This window comes from Shewanella sp. Isolate13, from assembly GCF_022398325.1.
Lineage (GTDB): Bacteria > Pseudomonadota > Gammaproteobacteria > Enterobacterales > Shewanellaceae > Shewanella.
Map to the genome: position 1 here is coordinate 151,013 of NZ_JAKEVD010000001.1, position 19,780 is coordinate 170,792.

A 19,780-nucleotide genomic window follows, 5' to 3' on the forward strand; every position below is an offset into this window, starting at 1 on the left:
TGCCGAGGAGGGAGGGATTAACCATGAGAACCTTAACAATCACACTCAGCCTTGTTGCTATGCTGCTGTATTGCAATAGCAGTTTAGCGGCGCAAGATCATAGTGAGTTTATCGAGGGGCCTTTCACAACTGGCTCACAAGTCACAACTCAGTGTATCGAGTGCCATGAAGATCATGCCGCCGACTTTATGAAATCGTCACACTGGACCTGGGAGCTGGAACAGACTCTTCCAGGGCGCACAGTTAAACGCGGCAAGAAAAACACCATCAATAACTTCTGTGTCGCTATCTCTAGCAATGAGCCTCGCTGCACAAGTTGTCATGCAGGCTATGGCTGGAAAGATAATAACTTCGACTTTAGCGATATGAGCAAGGTGGACTGCCTCATCTGTCACGACACCACGGGCACCTATGTCAAAGATCCCGCAGGCGCGGGGGAAGTCTTAGGGAAAGTGAACCTTGAACGTGTCGCAAAAAATGTCGGCACCCCGGTGCGAGATAACTGCGGTACCTGCCACTTCTATGGTGGCGGCGGTGATGGCGTCAAACATGGCGATCTCGACTCTTCGATGGCCTACCCCGACAAACGCACCGATGTGCATATGGATGTCGACGGTAACGACTTCCAGTGTCAGGAGTGCCACACCACTAAAGATCATCAGATCACGGGGAACGCCATGGGCGTCTCTCCTGGCGGTGACAACCCTATTGGCTGTACCAACTGCCATGATAGTGCACCACACGAAAACCAGAAGCTTAATAACCACGGCCAAGCGGTAGCTTGCCAAACCTGCCACATTCCAGAGTTTGCCAAAAATGAGCCAACCAAGATGAGCTGGGACTGGTCTACAGCGGGGTCAAACCGTGAGCAGACTCTTGATGAGTATGGCAAGCACAGCTACATGAAGAAGAAAGGCGACTTTGTCTGGGAGAAAAATGTTAAGCCTCAATACGCTTGGTATAACGGTAAGGCCGATGCCTATATGGCTGGCGATAAGATGCAGGCAGATTCTGTCACTAAGCTTACCCACCCCTTAGGTGATATTAATGATCCCCATGCCAAAATCACTCCTTTCAAGGTACATACGGGCAACCAGATCTATGACAAGAAGTTAAATATCTTCATCACCCCAAAAGTCTTCGGTAAAGGTGGCTATTGGAAGACCTTTGACTGGGATAAAGCCGCTCGACTCGGTATGGAACAAAACCAAAACATGGTCGATAAAGGGATTAAATACAGTGGTGAATATGGCTTTGCCGCAACCGAGATGTGGTGGCCAATCAACCATATGGTTTCCCCGAAAGAAGACGCCCTTAAGTGTAAAGACTGCCATAGCAAGCAAGGGCGACTCGACTGGCAAGCCCTAGGTTATGACGGTGATCCCATGAAGGTTAAGGGAGGACAAAAACACGCTAACTAACTTAAACAGGACTTCAAACAGCGACTAGAAATAGTCATCCCACCAACTAGCCTTGCTACCTCTCCTTAGCAAGGCTATTCGTCAGCCATGCGCTTTGCTGGCTGACGTTTTTTAATCCCTCCTTGCGAGCATTCCACCACAAGCTTTGCTTGTCCACGGAGCAAATTCCAGCCCTAATTCAACCAATAAGTTAACACGCTGTTATTGCGTGACTATTTTTTGTACATACTCTATTCTTTAGACATGCTTTCAACGGTATTTAAGGATGATACAAATGATGAGAGATAACTTCAGTTTAATAAATAACAATCGCGCTTGGGCTGAATTGTTTCTTTCCTCAACATTTATCAACCTACTCTCCCTTGCCCTCCCCTTTACTCTACTGCAGATATACGATCGCATTTTACCCAATCAAGGATATGGCACCGCAAGTGTGCTCGCCTCGGCCGTAGCAGTAGCCATTTTATTAGAGCTGCTATTACGTTATGCCCGCAGTTGGGTCTTAGCGTCATCGGCCGCCAACTTCGAACTAAAAACGACCACTCGGGTAGTCAGTACGCTGATGCAATCGGACTACCATCATGTAGAAGCACTTGGCACAGGTAAAGTTTCTAGTGGTTTAGCCAGCATTGCCGCAATGCGCGAGATATATTCGGGTCAAGCCTTAGTCGCACTGATGGACTTCCCTTTTGTACTGATATTTCTAAGCTTAGTTGCCTACATCGGTGGCCCACTGGTCTTTATACCGATTGCGGTTTGGGGATTAATCGGCGGGCTGGTTTATTTTATCGGTAAAAAATTAACCCAAGCCACACAAGATCTTGCCATCACAGATAGTGAACGTTCACGAATGCTGATTTTGGTCTTATCTGGACTCACCACAGCAAAAGCATTAGCCATGGAAAGCCGTTTGGCATCGAGCTACAGCGAAATCAATTACCGCCGTCTCGCTCAGCAACAACAAGTCGACTGGCTGTCGTCAAAGTTACAAGAGTTAATCCAAGGTGCTTCCCAAGGAACAACATTACTGATTGTGCTAATTGGCTGCCTAGAAGTGCTAAACGGTACCTTAACCACGGGTGGGTTGGCTGCCTGCTCCATTTTAGCAGGCCGTGCTATTGCACCGCTAAGTGCCATCATCAGTTTACGCTCTCGCCTTGCTCAGGCAAAAACGGCCATGTCTCACGTTGAAACCCTAGTTCAGCTTCCTCAAGAATCATTTAAAGGCAGTAAGCAATACCAGCAAAAACTGCCCCTTGGCCCAATTAAGTTTGAGGCAGCCGCCAGTCAGCAGGTAGGAGCAAGAATTAATCACTTTAATCTTGAAATTCCCGCAGGCAGCCTAGTGACTGTAACCTCGGATCCGCTAACACACGCTAGCCTACTATTAAGTGTTGTAGGTGCATTTCATCATTTAGAACAAGGAACCATTTATATCGATGGCGTAGCCCAACACGAACACTGTGCCAATGAGTATCGCCAATCCGTCAATTATGTACCGCCTTGGCCACCGCTGTTTGCTGGAAGCTTATTAGAAAACATGACCATGTTCAGGCCCGAAAAAGAGGCGCAAGCAATGGAGATAGCCGAACGTCTGGGCCTAACAACGAGTATCGCTAAATTACCCGCAGGCTACCAAACAGAGGTAGGCGTGAGTGATAGTCAAATGCTCAATAAGGGCGCAATAAAGCTCATCGCCATAGTGCGAGCCTTGGTGCAATCACCATCAATCTTATTGCTTGATGAACCCATGATCTCCTTAGATGCTGACTCTCAAGCCCGAGTTATCAGCCTCATTAAACAATATCGGGGACGCTGTACCATACTTTGCGCATCCCATTTTAATGCATTGGCACAAATCAGCGATTTACGGGTCAATATTACAGCTAATGGCGAAGCTGAAGTGCTAGCCAATCAATCAGAGCAAGGATGAGTACTATGACAAATGCAACCAATATTCATCCTGTTGCCAACACAGATATCAATAGTAATACACATAATCAGGCTGTAGGGAGCTCAGAATTAAGGCCGTTACTGATTGCACTCTTCCAGCAATTGGGGTTATTTGCCCAAGCCACCAACTTACAAACTGATGCCAATGATAACGACATTGATACCGCCCAATTGGCCAGTATATTAACAAAGCACCACATAGGTTTTTCGGTTGTTAAGCACCATAAGCAGGTGGTAGCGCAATCAATACATCCTTTTCTTGTCGTGCCTCAAGATTCTGACGCCTTTATTGTTCAACGGCGTGATGAAGCACTCGAGTCATTTGATAGAGTCAGTGGTCAATGGCGAGCCATTCAGTTTAAGGATATCCCGGCATCTAGCCATCTGTTTATCATTGAAAGTTTACCTAGTAGTAAACAAAATATCCGTGCATTTAGTGCACACTTAGCTAAACGAACTAAATGGTATCGTCCGGTATTTTGGCTCAGTCTACTATCAAGCATCACAGGGCTTGCCGTGCCTTTATTCACCATGGCGGTGTATGACAAAGTCATTGGGGGGCAAGCGCCTAATGTACTACCAAGCATTGCACTAGGCGCAGCATTAGCTTTAGCCGTGTTAATTGCAAGCCGATTAACCCGCGCTAATGTTCTGGCGAGTACCAGTAATCGTTTCGCCCGAGACCTGTCTAACTTAACCTTCCGCCGTCTACTCAGCATGCCGTTAATGGTGTTATCTCGAGTTGGGATCTCTAACCATATGGCCAGAATGCGTAATGCAGAAAAAGTCCGTACTTTGCTTTCAGGTCCTGGCGGCGCAGGTCTGGTTGATCTCCCCTTCACCCTTATTGCGTTTGTCACCATTGCTCTATTAAGTGGCTGGTTAGTTATCGTGCCGATGGTGATGTTATTACTGTTTTATTTGGTCATGAAGGCTGTTAATAAATATGCGCAATCGGCCTCTCCCACTATCAGCAGTGATTATCAAAATTCCATTAATGAACTGGCTAAGAATCTGCTACAGCTGAAAAGCAGCGGTGAAACCGATGGCTGGAACACCAAATTTGCTCGCCAGTGTAAGGAGAACTGTCGTCAAAACTTTTTATATGCCAAACGCAATGGTCTCAATGCCGCCATCGCCCACGCAATGAGCTTAATAACAGCACTTGTCACTGTTTTTACAGGAATATTCCTCGTCTTAAATCAAAGTATTAGTCCAGGCGCACTCATTGCCTGTGTCATGTTAATTTGGCGTATTACTGGGCCAGCCCAACTGGCGTTTTCATCCAGTCAAAAGCTCAACATGATGGACTCAGCCATTAAACAGTTTGACCGCTTTATGCAGGCTGGTACTGAACACAGTGAACTGAGACTCGATACGCCCAACACTCATGCTGCACCAGCAATTAGCTTTCAACATGTCACCTTAAGATATAGTGCCGATACTGAGCCTGCCTTGTCAGGCGTCTCTGCAGAAATCGAGCCTGGTGAGAATGTCGCTATTATTGGTCCTAACGCCTGTGGTAAAACCTCCCTGCTATTAGCGGCAATGGGAGTAGTAGAAGCGCAAGCAGGCTATGTCACCGTTAACAGTAAAAACCTAAAACAATACGATCCAGAAGCTTTTAGACAGTGGGCTGCATTTTGCCCAGCAGAGCCGGATCTCTTCCCCGGCAGCTTGGCTGAAAACTTAAGGATAGCAAAGCCCGATGCCAGCGATGATGAGCTCATTCAGGCCCTGCACGCTGCAGGAGGACACTCACTCTTTAATGCCCTCAATAATGACTTAAACATAAACCTATTTAATCGTGGACATACGCTTCTATCTGCCGTTGAGGGCAGTTATATCAGCTTAGCTCGCGCCCTACTTAAGCAGTCGACCTTAGTGATTCTAGATGAGCCCATCGCCAATCGAAATCCTGCGGCTAAAGAGGCACTACTCAACACGTTTAGCGCATTAAAAGGCAAAGCAACAGTGCTATTTACCAGCCATGATCAAGAGCTTATCCAGCAAGCTGATAAGGTCATCATTCTTGATAAGGGTGCAGTAGTTTACGCAGGTCCTATTCCTGACCAATCACAAAATATGGCCGCCACAGACTCTGAGGAGAATACCCAAAATGGATAATCGTCAATTAGCAAATAGAGTCTATCCAGAACATGAGTTTACCGATGCTATTGAGGCACCAGCCGAACGCAAGTTGATTAAGCGCATCATTTTCTTGATCACTGGCTCAGTACTCATCATGCTGCTGTGGTCCATCTTCACTCAAGTGGAAGAGGTCTCAAAATCTAAGGGCCAAGTCGTTCCTCTAGGACATAGACAAATTATTCAAAGTCGTACTGGAGGCACCATTGCCTCTGTAGAGGTTGAAGAGGGAGACGTAGTTAAAGAGGGAGATGTACTCGCAAGCTTTGTTGCTATCGATAGCCAATCAGCAGAAGAGGAGCTAGCCAGTAAGAGTGCTAATTTACAGCTAAAGATTGAGCGATACGATGCCTTTATCAATAGGCGTGATGCCGACTTTGGCGAGTTTATCACCGACTACCCGCAACTCGTTAAACTCCACACCGCATCTTTAAAGCGCATGAACCAAGAACGAGTGGCAGTTGAACGACTTTCAGAAACTGAAATCGCCAAATCACAGGCGGAAATTAACGGTTTACAAGCTGAGATCCCACCGTTAAACGATCAAATAAACACAGCACAAAAAACACTGAAAATGATGCTATCAGTTACCGAAGAACAGGCTGTATCAAAGCTGCGTATTTTAGAGTCACAACAAAAACTAGACGCTTATATCCGTGAGTTAAAAGTGATGGAAAGCAAACAAGAAGTATTGTCTAAGGATCTTTTGAACCTAGAGCAACAGCTAAAACAAAAACAGGCGACGTTACTTAAAGAAGTAGGAGAAAAACGCACCGAAGCCCAAGCGGAGCTATTGGGGATCACCGCAAGACTTAAGTCTTCAGGTTCTCTGGTATCAGCAAAGACTGTCACAGCGCCCGTTGACGGCATTATCCAATCAATTCCTTCAACCTCTTCAGGCAGTGTTATCCAACCAGGAGGCACTGTCGCAGTGATCGTGCCAATGACCAAAACAGGACTGATGGAAGCTAAGCTATCACCAAAAGATATTGGTTTTGTCCGTGTTGGTCAGCCTGTTCGCATAAAAATCGATGCCTTTGACTATAGCCGTTATGGGGCTTTAGATGGTGTCGTCAAACGCATCTCTCCAAGTACCGATTCCGACGAAAAAGGTGGCGTGTTCTATAAGGTGCAAATAGCTATCGATAAGCCCTACTTTTCAGATAAGCCAGGACAATTTGACTTGATCCCGGGCATGACTGGCGAGGCCGATATTGTCACAGGCGAAAAGACCGTCTTTCAATACCTTTGGAAACCCGTATTCACCAATGTAACCCAAGCTTTTGGCGAACGATAGAGAGGCAAACCATGAGTCATGACGAGAACAAACACAATTCCGCCTCTCCATCTAACCCTAAAAACGATGATAAAAACGAGCAAAAAAAACGACAGCAACGCTCTACTGAAAAAGCAAAGCGACTAGATAAGGATGCCGAACGTCTAAAAGCAAAAGAGTTTAGAGACAGTGGCAAGACTGAGCAAATAGGCAATAAGGATCTGGTCGCCGATAAATCATGGTCGACACAAGACCTCGCAAACCAAGATAGCCAAAGTTATAAAGGCCTCGAAAGTGATGCTCTTGCCCCCACAAATCTGAGCGATGCCAATACCGACAAGCTGCAGGCTCCCAAAACAGAAAAGATTGCTCAATTAGATGAACAAGCCACTGCTAACCAAATAGAAACTTTAGCCACTCAACAACCAGCTGAAAATCACACTGCAATCCATAAAGGCTCGTCTGAAACGACTGGCCTAGGCGCTGGAGTAAACTTCAATCATGCCCATCACCAAGATATCAGTTTAACCAATATCAAAAATGCACTGAGCTTTAGTGAAAATGAGCAGCATCAACCGCACTTTACTGTGGCAATGCAAGCTCAAGCACCTGTAAGCCAAAAGCCTGACCCCACAACGACCCACATTTCAGCTGGAAGGCCAAGCTCCCAAGGGGGGACTGAAACTGGCACTGGCACTGGCACTGGCACTGGCACTGGCACTGGCACTGGCACTGGCACTGGCACTGGCACTGGCACTGGCACTGGCACTGGCACTGGCAAAAATGAAAAGCCATTAGCTATTGATAGTCAACAACAAAATCAACATCTTAAAGAAGATAGCGCTACGGATACTGCTCAGGGAACCTTAACCGCCCACGGTGAAAATAGTCAAAGCGTGACTTGGTCCACCAGCCAAGTACAAGGTCAATTTGGCGAACTACAGCTAAATGCCCAAACAGGCCAATGGCAATATCAGCTTAACAATGCATTGAGCTCAACAGATTCGTTAAATGAAGGTGAACGCCACACCGAACAATTTGTGATAACAGCGACCGACAGCCAAGGTCATCAAGTAAATAGCGTTGTCGCCATAGAAGTCGAAGGCAGCAACGACCTGCCCAAGATTTCTGGCCTGCACCACGCAGCATTAAATGAGCGGGGCAGCGTTGACACTGCAACAGGGCAATTACTTGCGACAGACCCAGATCTTGATGACACCCACACTTGGGCGATCACTCAAGGCCAAGGCCAATTTGGACAACTCGTTATCGACCCTGATAGCGGGCAATGGCAATACCATTTGAATAACCAGTCCCCGAGCACCCAAGCCTTAAACCTAGGAGATAAAGCCACTGAGCAATTTATTGTTAGCCTAACTGACAGCTCAGGCCAAAGCGTTCAGCAAATCGTCACTATCGATATTACGGGCAGCAATCAAACTGCACAGATCCAAGGTGTTAATAGTGCTGCAGTCACTGAAGATAAAGCGCTAGACAACCAAGGTCATTTGCATGCCCAAGGCCAACTAACCATAACGGATCCTGATGCTGGCCAGGCTCAATTCCAATCTGGGGTATTGCAAGGCCAGTTTGGTACGCTGTCCATTAACGAGTTCGGCCACTGGACCTACACAGCCGATAACGCCCAAGCTACGATTCAGGGACTCAAAACTGGCGAGTCGCTCACTGATACCCTGCTGGTGCACTCTGTTGACGGTACGGAGCAGAAAATCACAGTGACCATTAACGGCACTGATGATAAGGCTGCTATAGCAGGAACGAGTACTGCGACTCTCACCGAAGATAAAGATTTGCACGGCGGTCAACTTCGCGTTGATGGCGCACTTAGCGTCACCGATGCAGATAATGGTCAAGCGCAGTTTCAAGCAGGCGTATTGCAAGGTCAGTTTGGTAGTTTGTCTATTAACAATCTCGGCCACTGGAGTTACACAGCGGATAACTCCCAAGCCGCCATTCAAGGGCTAAAAACTGGTGAGACGCTCACTGACCCCCTGCTGGTGCACTCTGTCGATGGCACTGAGCAGAAAATCACTGTCACCATTAATGGTACTGACGATAAGGCACTGATTTCGGGCTCCAGTACTGCACGCCTTACCGAAGATAAAGATCTGCACAGCGGTCAACTTCGCGTTGATGGCGCGCTCAGTGTGACTGATGCTGATAACGGTCAAGCCCAGTTCAATGCAGAAAGTCTGCAAGGGCAATTTGGCACGCTATCCATCAATAACCTTGGCCACTGGACTTACACAGCCGATAACGCCCAAGCTGCGATTCAGGGACTCAAAACTGGTGAGCAGCTCACCGATACTTTGCTAGTGCACTCTGTCGATGGCACTGAGCAGAAAATCACTGTCACCATTAACGGTACTGACGATAAGGCTCTGATTTCGGGCACCAGTACTGCAAGTCTCGCCGAAGATAAAGATGTGCATAGCGGGCAACTTCGCGTTGATGGCGCACTCAGCGTCACCGATGCAGATAATGGCCAAGCCCAGTTCAATGCTGAAAGCTTGCAAGGACAATTTGGTGCGCTATCAATCAATAACCTTGGCCACTGGACCTACACAGCCGATAACGCCCAAGCTACGATTCAGGGGTTAAAAACTGGCGAGTCGCTCACCGATACTTTGCTAGTGCACTCTGTCGATGGTACTGAGCTGAAAATCACTGTCACCATTAACGGTACTGACGATAAGGCTCTGATTTCGGGCACCAGTACTGCAAGTCTCGCCGAAGATAAAGATCTGCACGGCGGTCAACTTCGCGTTGATGGCGCGCTCAGTGTGACTGATGCTGACAACGGCCAAGCCCAGTTCAATGCAGAAAATTTGCAAGGTCAATTCGGCACACTATCGATAAATAACCTCGGCCACTGGAGTTACACAGCTGATAATACACAAGCTGCGATTCAGGGGTTAAAAACTGGCGAGTCGCTCACCGATACTTTGCTAGTTCATTCAATCGATGGCACCGAACAAAAGATCACTGTCACCATTAATGGTACTGACGATAAGGCTCTGATTTCGGGCACCAGTACTGCAAGCCTCACCGAAGATAAAGATGTGCATAGCGGTCAACTTCGCGTTGATGGCGCACTTAGCGTCACCGATGCAGATAATGGTCAAGCGCAGTTCAATGCTGAAAGCTTACAAGGGCAGTTTGGTACGCTCTCCATAAATAACCTCGGCCACTGGAGTTACACAGCGGACAACTCCCAAGCTGCGATTCAGGGGTTAAAAACTGGCGAGTCGCTCACTGATACTTTGCTAGTGCACTCTGTTGACGGTACTGAGCAGAAAATCACAGTGACCATTAACGGTACTGACGATAAGGCTCTGATTTCGGGCACCAGTACTGCAAGTCTCGCCGAAGATAAAGATGTGCATAGCGGTCAACTTCGCGTTGATGGCGCGCTCAGTGTGACTGATGCTGACAACGGCCAAGCCCAGTTCAATGTAGAAAATTTGCAAGGTCAATTCGGCACACTATCGATAAATAACCTCGGCCATTGGAGTTACACAGCGGACAACTCCCAAGCCGCCATTCAAGGGCTCAAAACCGGTGAGTCACTCACCGAGACTTTATTGGTGCACTCTGTCGATGGCACTGAACAAAAAATCACAGTGACCATTAACGGCACTGATGATAAGGCTGCGATAGCAGGAACGAGTACTGCGACTCTCACCGAAGATAAAGATGTGCATAGCGGGCAACTTCGCGTTGATGGCGCACTCAGCGTCACCGATGCAGATAATGGCCAAGCCCAGTTCAATGCAGAAAGTCTGCAAGGGCAATTTGGCACGCTATCCATCAATAACCTCGGCCACTGGACTTACACAGCTGATAATACACAAGCTGCGATTCAAGGGCTTAAAACTGGCGAGTCACTTACCGACACCCTACTGGTGCACTCGGTAGATGGCACCGAGCAGAAGATCACTGTCACCATCAAGGGTACAGATGATAAGGCTGCTATAGCAGGAACGAGCACTGCGACTCTCACCGAAGATAAAGATGTCCACAGCGGTCAGCTGCGCGTCGATGGTGCACTCAGTGTGACCGATGCTGACAACGGCCAAGCTCAGTTCACTTCTGAAAGCCTGCAAGGCCAATTCGGAACGCTATCTATTGATAACCTCGGCCATTGGATCTACACCGCCGACAATGGACAAAGCGCGATCCAAGGGCTGAAAACCGGCGAGTCACTGACCGACACCCTGCTGGTGCACTCGGTAGATGGTACCGAGCAGAAGATCACTGTCACCATCAACGGCACTGATGATAAAGCAGTAATTTCTGGCACTTCAACTGCCAGCCTTACCGAAGACAAAGATGTCCATAGCGGTCAACTGCGCGTCGATGGGGCGCTTAGCGTGACTGATGCTGACAACGGCCAAGCTCAGTTCACTGCCGAAACTCTACAAGGGCAATACGGTGAGCTGAGTATCAACAACTCTGGCTATTGGATCTACACAGCTGACAACTCGCAAACGGCAATTCAAGGGCTCAAAAGCGGCGAGTCACTCACCGACACCCTACTAGTGCACTCGGTGGATGGCACTGAGCAGAAGATCACTGTGACCATTAACGGTACAGACGATAGAGCGGTGATTACAGATGCTCAAACAGATATCAATTTACGCGGTGTTACCGAAGATCGAGGTTATATCGATACCCATTACGATCTTCATTATGAAGGTAAGTTGAACATTCAAGACCCCGATAAAGGACAAAGCAGTTTTGACCCCAATATCGGCCCACAAACTTATCAAGGTATTGGTTACGATACCAAGTTAGGCGGCCACGTATTATTGATGCGAGATGGCCATTACACCTACACCATAGATAATCGCAACATTCAAAACCTCGCAGCAGGAGAAACCCAAAAAGACTCAGCGGTTATCAGAACGGCTGACGGCACAACTCATACTATAGAGCTTACCGTTCATGGCACCAATGATAGGCCAACCATTGCAGCGCAGTCACAATCTGTTGTTGAAGGCGGTACTTTGCTACATGGACAGATACTCGGCCAAGATATTGATCACGGCGCTACCTTGAGCTATTCAGCGCCACAGATAGATGGACTAACCTTAAATACCGATGGAAGCTACAGCTTTGACCCTAGCCATGTAAGTTATCAATCACTGGTCACAGGGGCAACAAAAACGCTAACTATTCCTGTCACCGTGACTGATGAGCATAATGCCAGTGCAACTCAAAACCTGTCGATCACCATTACTGGGGTAAACAATTCCGCTTCAATAACAGGTGTTAGTACTGGAGATGTCCATGAAGGCCACTCTTACACCGCAGCAAATGGCAGCATTTCTGGCGGCAGTGTTGGCGATAGATCCCCTGACTATATGCACGGGAACATAGGGAAATTATGGAACGATGAAACCCATACAGATGGTCACCTAACGATAGTCGACACAGATACGGGTGAAAGCCATGCCCAAACGGGAATTTATTACGGCACTTATGGTCAGGTGATACTTCACGATAACGGGGATTGGAGCTACTACGCTTCCATTGGCCAAGATGCAACTGGTAGAACGATTGATCATCTTGGGAAAGGAGAGTCATTAACCGATACAGTCACCTTAAAATCAGCAGATGGCACCACACACGATATTGTTATTACCATTCATGGCGATAATGACCGCCCATATTGCTCTTCAGAAGTGCAGCTTAACAGCGGAAAAGAAGACCTATCTCAAACCATCACAGCCACTGAACTATTAGCAAACACCGTCGACGTGGATGCCAACGATACAGGCAAACTTACCATTGCCAATATCAGCGTCGATCATGGTTCACTCCAAGATAACCAAGATGGTACCTACACGTTTACACCAGAAAAAGACTACAACGGCCAAGTCCATTTCAGTTATGACGTAAAAGATGCCCATGGTGGCGTCACCCACACTGGCGCCACAAGTACACTAACAGCAGTTGCAGATAGCGCCACATTCAGCGGTAACGATAGTGACTCAATAAAAGAAGATCGACATGTTCAGGGAGATGCAGATCAAAGTGTTGCAGTTTCAGGGGTAATAAATGTTACTGATCCAGATGCAAATGAAAGTGAATTTGTTGCTAGTCGCAATGTTCATGCAGTGAATGACCCGTTCGGTGGCAACTTAAGCATTGGCCGCGCGGGTGATTGGACATACTCAGTGCCAAATGCCAATTTAAATCATCTCGCAGAGGGGGAAACGGTACAAGTCACCTATCAAGTTCGTTCAAGAGGCGGTGATACCCACAATATTACCATTGATGTAATCGGAACCAACGATGCGCCAACCATTAACGTGCAAACTCTTGCCCACGGTACTGAAGATATTCATTACCAAATGCAAGCCAGTCAGTTTGGATTTGCAGATGTGGATAGCAAAGATACATTGCACTCTATTGCTATTACAGACTTACCCGATCCCGCTCAAGGTCTATTTGTACTCGATGGCCAAGCAATTCATGCCAATCAAGTCATTGCCACAGGCGACATCAGCAAACTACAGTTTGTACCCGCACATAACTTTAATGGCGATGTTAACTTCTCCTACACAGTTAACGACGGCCGTGCTGATTCAGCCAAAGTGACCAATACGCTACACATTAACCCAGTCAATGATACAGCTACCATTGATGGACAAACACAATCCAGTAGTAATGCTTCGATTACCGAGGATTCCGCCAGCAGCACAATATCGGGTCAATTGACCCTAATCGATCCCGATACTGGCGAAGGCAAGTTTGCTGCTAATACCCAAATAGCTGGCCAATATGGTCAGCTGACATTAGATGAAAACGGTAGTTGGCATTATGCACTCAACAACGCCTCACCTGCTGTCAATGGCTTAAATGCCGGACAGCAACTCACCGATACCCTGACAGTCACCTCTCCCGATGGCACTGCCAGTCAGACGATTGCTATTACCATTCACGGCCATACAGATACGCCAACTTTACAGCTACAAGAAGCGGGCGCAACGCAGGGCTTAGATCTTTATGCTGGTATTCAAGGTAACGGTATCAGCCAGTTACAATACTCTACTGACGGGATCAACTTTAGTAGCCAAGTCCCGGCAGGGTTTAGCCTAGCAGCAGATGGACACACCTTAGAAGTCGACCCAGCTCACTCTGCCTACGATCACTTAGCTAATGGCGTTCAACACAAGATCTGGATCAACTACCAACTACAAGAGGGCAGCGGCAGTAACACTCACCAATCGAGCCAGCAAGCACAAGTGATTATCAGCGGGACAAGTGATAAACCGGTGATTCATAGTTTCAAAGCAAATTCAGATCAATATAGTGGCCCTGTAACCGGGAACTTACTCCAAGGTGCAACCGATCTAGACGATGGTGCACAGTTGATTTTACAAGATCTGCAATTTAAAGATCCTACGAGCCATCATTACATTACAGTTCATGCAGGACAGGACGTATCGATCACCGGTGTTGGCCAAATCCATATTGCTAGCAATGGCGACTATCGCTTTACGCCAGATGCTAACTTTAGTGGCGATGTACCTGAATTCATTTATAGAATAGTTGATACCCACGGTGACTATCGGGACGAGAGCCAAAACACACTTAACATCCATATCAATGCTAACCATCAACCGACAATACAAACGCTAACGGCAAGCACGGCCGAGGATACAGATTATCAATTTAATGCAGCCAGTTTTGGCTATCAAGACAGCGACAATGATGCTTTAGCAGGGCTAACAATCACTCAACTACCCGATCCTGCCAACGGTCACTTAGTTGTTAATGGCCATGCTATAAGTCAAGGGCAAACCATTCATGCCAATGATATTAAGCATCTGCTGTTTAGGCCCGCAGCCAATTTTAATGGTGATGCTCACTTCAGCTATGTCGCCAATGACGGCCATCAAGATTCAGCCGCGCATACAGCAGTACTCAGCGTTACCGCCGTTAATGATTTGCCAGTGTTAACTATTAACCAGACCAGTCACACACAAGGAAGCTTAATCGCAACCGATGTTGATACTGGCGATACACATACATTTTCAGCACCTATTCTGACTGGCAGCTTTGGCAGTTTATCTGTTGACCCTGATAGCGGCGCTTATGTCTATACCCAGAATAATTCTGTGGCACATATGAACTATAACCCCGCCACAGCAACCTATAGCGGTGTCGATATATTTGAAGTTAAGGTGAGTGATAATCACGGCGGTACAGCAAGTCAATTTATCAGCTTCAATGCCCAAGCAACTCTAAGCAGCGTGGCTGGCGCAGTGGTGATAACAAGTAGTGTTCCAACTCAACCTGTGGTAACTGACAGCTTGCCAAGCGGCCATATTGTTGCAACGCCACCAAGAAATCACGTAAGTATCGATCTCAGTGCAACCAGTGACACAGGTAAAAGCCATAGCGATGACTTAACCTCAGACGCCACACCTAACATTACTGGCCACACTGATATTCCCTTTTCTAGAGTCACAATTTACGATGGAAATAATCCCGTTGGCCACGCCCTCTCTGATGCCCACGGTCATTACAGCGTAACACTTTCGACATTAACAGACGGCAATCACAGCTTGTCAGCACAAGCGCTTGCGCCATCATCCATGCAGCCAGCAGTATCATCAGTGCTCGATGTCCAAATTGATACTCAAGCGAGTACCAGCGTTCAGCTTGACCCGATTACTGCCGACAATGTTATCAATGCACAAGAAAGCCATACTGCAGTCAATGTAACCGGACAAGTTGGCGGTGATGCACACCAAGGAGACGTTGTTACATTAACTCTCAATCAACAGAGCTATACAGGGACAGTTAATAGCCACGGCCAATTTAGTATTGCTGTTGCGGGCAGTGAACTTGCCTCAAACTCATCTATTTCAGCCTCGGTCACCACCACAGATAACGCAGGAAATACAGCTCATGCAGCCCAAACCTTGCACTATGATACCGATATCCAAGTTGGAAGACCGAGTATCAGCTTCGAATCCCCGGGTAGCGATAATCTTTATAGCAAAACTGAAATTGCACAAGGGCATGCTGGAACCATTACCGCAACGGTGCATGCTGCAGCCGATGCCAAGGTGGGAGAGCACCTAAACATTAATGGCATTGATCACATACTCGACGCAAACAGCTTAGCCCATGGAATTGAGATCGAAGTGGCGCCTAGTAGCATAGTCAAAGCCATCATGACCGATGAGCACGGCAACGTGAACTCCGCCTTGAATATGGCCGCAGGCGCAAAACCTGAACCCATAGTTGTTACAGCCCCGCCAGGCAGTCATCACATTGGTACCTCATTAGGTGTACCAACACTCATTCCGGGGCAAACTCCGGTACCTGTCGCTGAGCAAGGCTGGAAAATTTTAGTCAACGGTCATTACCAAACATCCTATACCAGTCAATGGGGCACCCTAACGATTGACCCTAAAACCGGTCAGTTAAGTTATCAAGAACATGGAAATACCCATACAGGTCCCCATGGGAGTGCTCAGAATGTTGGCGTACACGAAGATAGATTTGAAGTCGCCCTTCAAGGCTCACATCACGACGATGTGGTCATGCATGTTCAGGTTAGCATTTTAAACCATGGCCCCGGCAATAGCGGCAAGCTCACTTTAGGTTCTGAAGTGCTAGATATGACTGTCACTCCTGTCATAGGCCATCCAGCACCGCCACCTCCACCAGCTCCCGTAATGCATGATGAACCGCTAGGCACAGAAATCACTGTCAATGTCGATGAGCAGGTTATTGCTGATGACAGTGCTTTAGATAAAGGCCCCGAAGAAGACAATACCGCAACTACTGCGGACTCTACTTCACATAACGACGGAGATAGACAAACTCACGGTGAGCCACAACATACGCTAGATAATCAGGCTCTCACTCCAATTGATCACTATCTCAATATGGTGGGAATGACTCATCAAGATATCGCCCCGCCGAGTGACACTACAGTAGCAGAGCTTCCCCAAATACAGGTGCTAAGCAATGATGATATTAACACCGATATGTTAGATGTAGAGCAAAGTGATAGCTTTGACAATCCCCTGCTCGATGATGAAAAACATCAGCAGCAATTAGATTTAGCTTCACTTGATGACTCAACAGAGCCAGCAGCCCATGATCCAGTCAACGATGATGATTTATTACATCAAGCGTTAAACGATATGCACAATCAAGTGTAGAAATGCATTAAACATTAGCTAGCTTATTGTAAAGTTTAAAGTTTGCTCGCTTTATGCTTTACAGTGAGTACGCTCAAAACACTCCCTCAAGTTAAGCTATTGCGAATGTTAGACCAATTGACCACTTTCAACTTTTAAGCAGGCCAACTTGTCTCAAACTAAATGGATTATCGCCTCCTTAGGGGCGTTTTGCTCCCAATTCCCCCCGATAATTCTGGCACCATTCTTGCGATAGCTTGAAGGTTCTTTTCCTACGGCAAGTTATATGAGATGTAAGACCAACCGATTCGATAGTGTTAACCAATATTCAGGAGAGTTTAGCGGCGCTTTCGCCGATTTAGGTACCTTTCTGCCCTTAGTGCTCGGCCTTATTGCCCTGAACCACTTTTCCCCTCAGGGGATCTTCATGGGATTTGGCCTCTTTGCCCTGTTCACCGCTTTTTATTATCGTCGCCCTATTCCGGTACAGCCGATGAAGGTGATTGCCGCGCTGGTGATCGCTCAAGGACTCACACCCGGCATGTTGCAAGCCAGCGGCATATTAATGGGGGTAATTCTATTAGTGCTCGCCTATAGCGGTGCAATCAAGTGGATGGCCAAGCAGCTCTCCCCCGCCATTAGCATCGGTATTCAACTGGCCATTGGTTTACAGCTTATTTGGATGGGCGGCCAGATGATGAGTCAAACATGGCTTATCGGCCTCGTTGCTTTTATCGCTCTGTTCGCCAGCAAGTTCTTCCCCCTGCGCTATCTGGCGATGCCGCTAGTCTTAGCCCTAGGTATTTTATGGCAACTCAATAGCGGAACAGCCCCAAGTTTTGATCTTTCAGTCTATACGCCATGGCAGTTAAGTTGGCCAAGCTTAGATGAATGGAGTTCGGCCGTTGGTTTATTAGTATTACCTCAACTGGCGTTGACTCTGACCAATGCGGTTATCGCCACCTCAGCAATGGCTAAAGAGAAGTTTCCTGAAGACAACAAAGAGAACTTTGCCCCTCAGCGATTTGCCACCAGCTCAGGCTGGGCGAACTTACTCTTGGCTCCGTTTGGCGCAACGGCTATGTGTCACGGTGCAGGCGGCCTTGCGGTGCAGCATCATTTTGGTGCGAGAACCTGGTTAGCCCCAACGATTTTTGGTAGCAGTTGTCTGTTAATCGCAGCCTTCTGGGGGCAAGGCATTGCCACTGTGTTATCGCTTATCCCGCTTGCCGTTTTAGGTAGCTTACTGGCGATAGCGGGGACCCAGTTAGCTTGGTCACAACGATTCATCGATGGTAAACCCTTCTGTATTTTTGTAATCCTGTCCACCGCAGCGATCTGTCTGCTAATTAACACGGCGGCGGGATTAGCCACAGGATTTATACTCGAGTTGGGGCGACGTCAGTGGCATATCTATTCAGATCTTAAGCACTGATAATTGAACGCTAGAGCGATTAAAAAGACCGTCAAGCTAAGCCCGCTTTACAGAAACTGCGACATGCTGTCGCAGTTGTGCCATCAAGCTTTGCCTACTTCAGCTAATACTGACACCATAGCTTGGCACTGAACTTACTGCTTATCCCGTATACGCTTAGGTATCGGTGACTTTTTTGGGAACTTAAAATGCAAATGCCACTGCATTCCCCGACCCTGAGTTAACTCCTACGCTCAGGGTTTATTTTATCCAGCAATGCGCTGTTTATGTTGAAGCATATCTTGATCTGCCGAATCTAAAAGCTGACAAATATCTATTGTCTCACTTACCAAGCTATAGCCAATAGAAACGGTGAATCTCGGTAACTCTTCAGAGCAATGACAAAGCTCAATAGCATGCATAATCCGTTGTTTAAGCCCGTCTATCTCGACCATATCTTTTACCGCAACTAGGGCTACAAATTCATCACCTCCTAGGCGGCCAACCACATCGGATTCAGCCACACTTTGACTTAAAATTCGGGCTACAGCTTTTAGAACTAAATCCCCGACTCCGTGGCCGTGCAGATCATTAATCTCCTTAAATCGATCGATGTCGAGATATAACAAGCCCTGCAAACCGTCATTACGCTTAGCAAGCTTAATACGTTGCTCCGCCAATACGTTAAAACCACGTCGATTATTAACATCACATAAGGGATCGGTAATGGCCAACTGCTGCATTTGCGCATAGCAGCCAATTAAAGCTAGATCGGACTCTAGTAGCTCTTTAAGCTGAGTGATCAACTCGATATAGGTTTTTTGATAGTCAGTGGCTTTATAATCCATCACACAGAAAGTCCCAAATGCTGTACCACAAGGCCAAAAAACCGGCACTCCGAGGTAAGAGCGAAAACCATCATTATGGACTTCTGGGTTAGTATCCCAACTAGGATCTAACACAGCATTGTTAACGTATAGAGACTGACCTGTCTCGACAATTTTACGACAAAAAATATTCACTTCCGGTTCAATAACCACGCCCGAAGCGTAGGGGTTAGATCCCTGCTCACTCGCAATCGTGACTTGAAAACCCTCTTTAGTGTATTGCACTAAAAATCCAGCAGGAGCATCGAATAGCTTTGCAAGCAAGTTCACTGTTTTCTGCCACTTGTCTAAAGAGATCAAATCATTTGGATTATCGAGTAGAAATATATCGGTCGTATAAACGGGGGAATTTTTCATATACAGATGTGACTCCCTGTAGTGGTACTGTTCTCAGTACAATACAACTCTACAGCAATATATTACATCTCAAAAGCATAAAGCGACCGACTATCACACTAAAAACAGTGAATTCACCATATAAAATACTA

At 47.1% G+C, this 19,780-nt stretch carries 7 protein-coding genes; 6 read left to right on the top strand and 1 reads right to left on the bottom strand.

Annotation, left to right across the window (positions count from 1 at the left end):
• Positions 1-23: 23 nt before the first annotated feature.
• The 6 genes from L1D44_RS00620 (at position 24) to L1D44_RS00645 (ending at position 18,426) form a co-directional block, all read left to right on the top strand.
• Complete coding sequence (locus tag L1D44_RS00620) at positions 24-1,421, top strand: tetrathionate reductase family octaheme c-type cytochrome (RefSeq protein WP_239888325.1); 1,398 nt, start codon at positions 24-26, stop codon at positions 1,419-1,421.
• Positions 1,422-1,695: 274 nt separating this feature from the next.
• Positions 1,696-3,354, top strand: coding sequence for an ABC transporter transmembrane domain-containing protein (locus L1D44_RS00625; protein ID WP_239888326.1), 1,659 nt, complete (start codon positions 1,696-1,698; stop codon positions 3,352-3,354).
• 5 nt (positions 3,355-3,359) lie between these two features.
• Positions 3,360-5,501, top strand: a complete 2,142-nt coding sequence (locus L1D44_RS00630; protein ID WP_239888328.1) for an ATP-binding cassette domain-containing protein — start codon at positions 3,360-3,362, stop codon at positions 5,499-5,501.
• Entirely contained in the window at positions 5,494-6,819 is a 1,326-nt protein-coding gene (locus tag L1D44_RS00635) for an HlyD family type I secretion periplasmic adaptor subunit (RefSeq protein WP_239888329.1), read from the top strand. The genes L1D44_RS00630 and L1D44_RS00635 overlap by 8 nt, the downstream gene beginning before the upstream one ends.
• A gap of 11 nt (positions 6,820-6,830) precedes the next feature.
• Positions 6,831-17,012, top strand: coding sequence for a VCBS domain-containing protein (locus tag L1D44_RS00640; RefSeq protein WP_239888330.1), 10,182 nt, complete (start codon positions 6,831-6,833; stop codon positions 17,010-17,012).
• Positions 17,013-17,277: 265 nt separating this feature from the next.
• Entirely contained in the window at positions 17,278-18,426 is a 1,149-nt protein-coding gene (locus L1D44_RS00645) for a putative sulfate/molybdate transporter (protein WP_239888332.1), read from the top strand.
• A gap of 245 nt (positions 18,427-18,671) precedes the next feature.
• Here the strand turns inward: L1D44_RS00645 and L1D44_RS00650 are convergent, their stop codons facing one another.
• On the bottom strand, positions 18,672-19,649 hold the full coding sequence (locus tag L1D44_RS00650) for a sensor domain-containing diguanylate cyclase (RefSeq protein WP_239888334.1): 978 nt from the start codon (positions 19,647-19,649) through the stop codon (positions 18,672-18,674).
• Positions 19,650-19,780 lie beyond the last annotated feature (131 nt).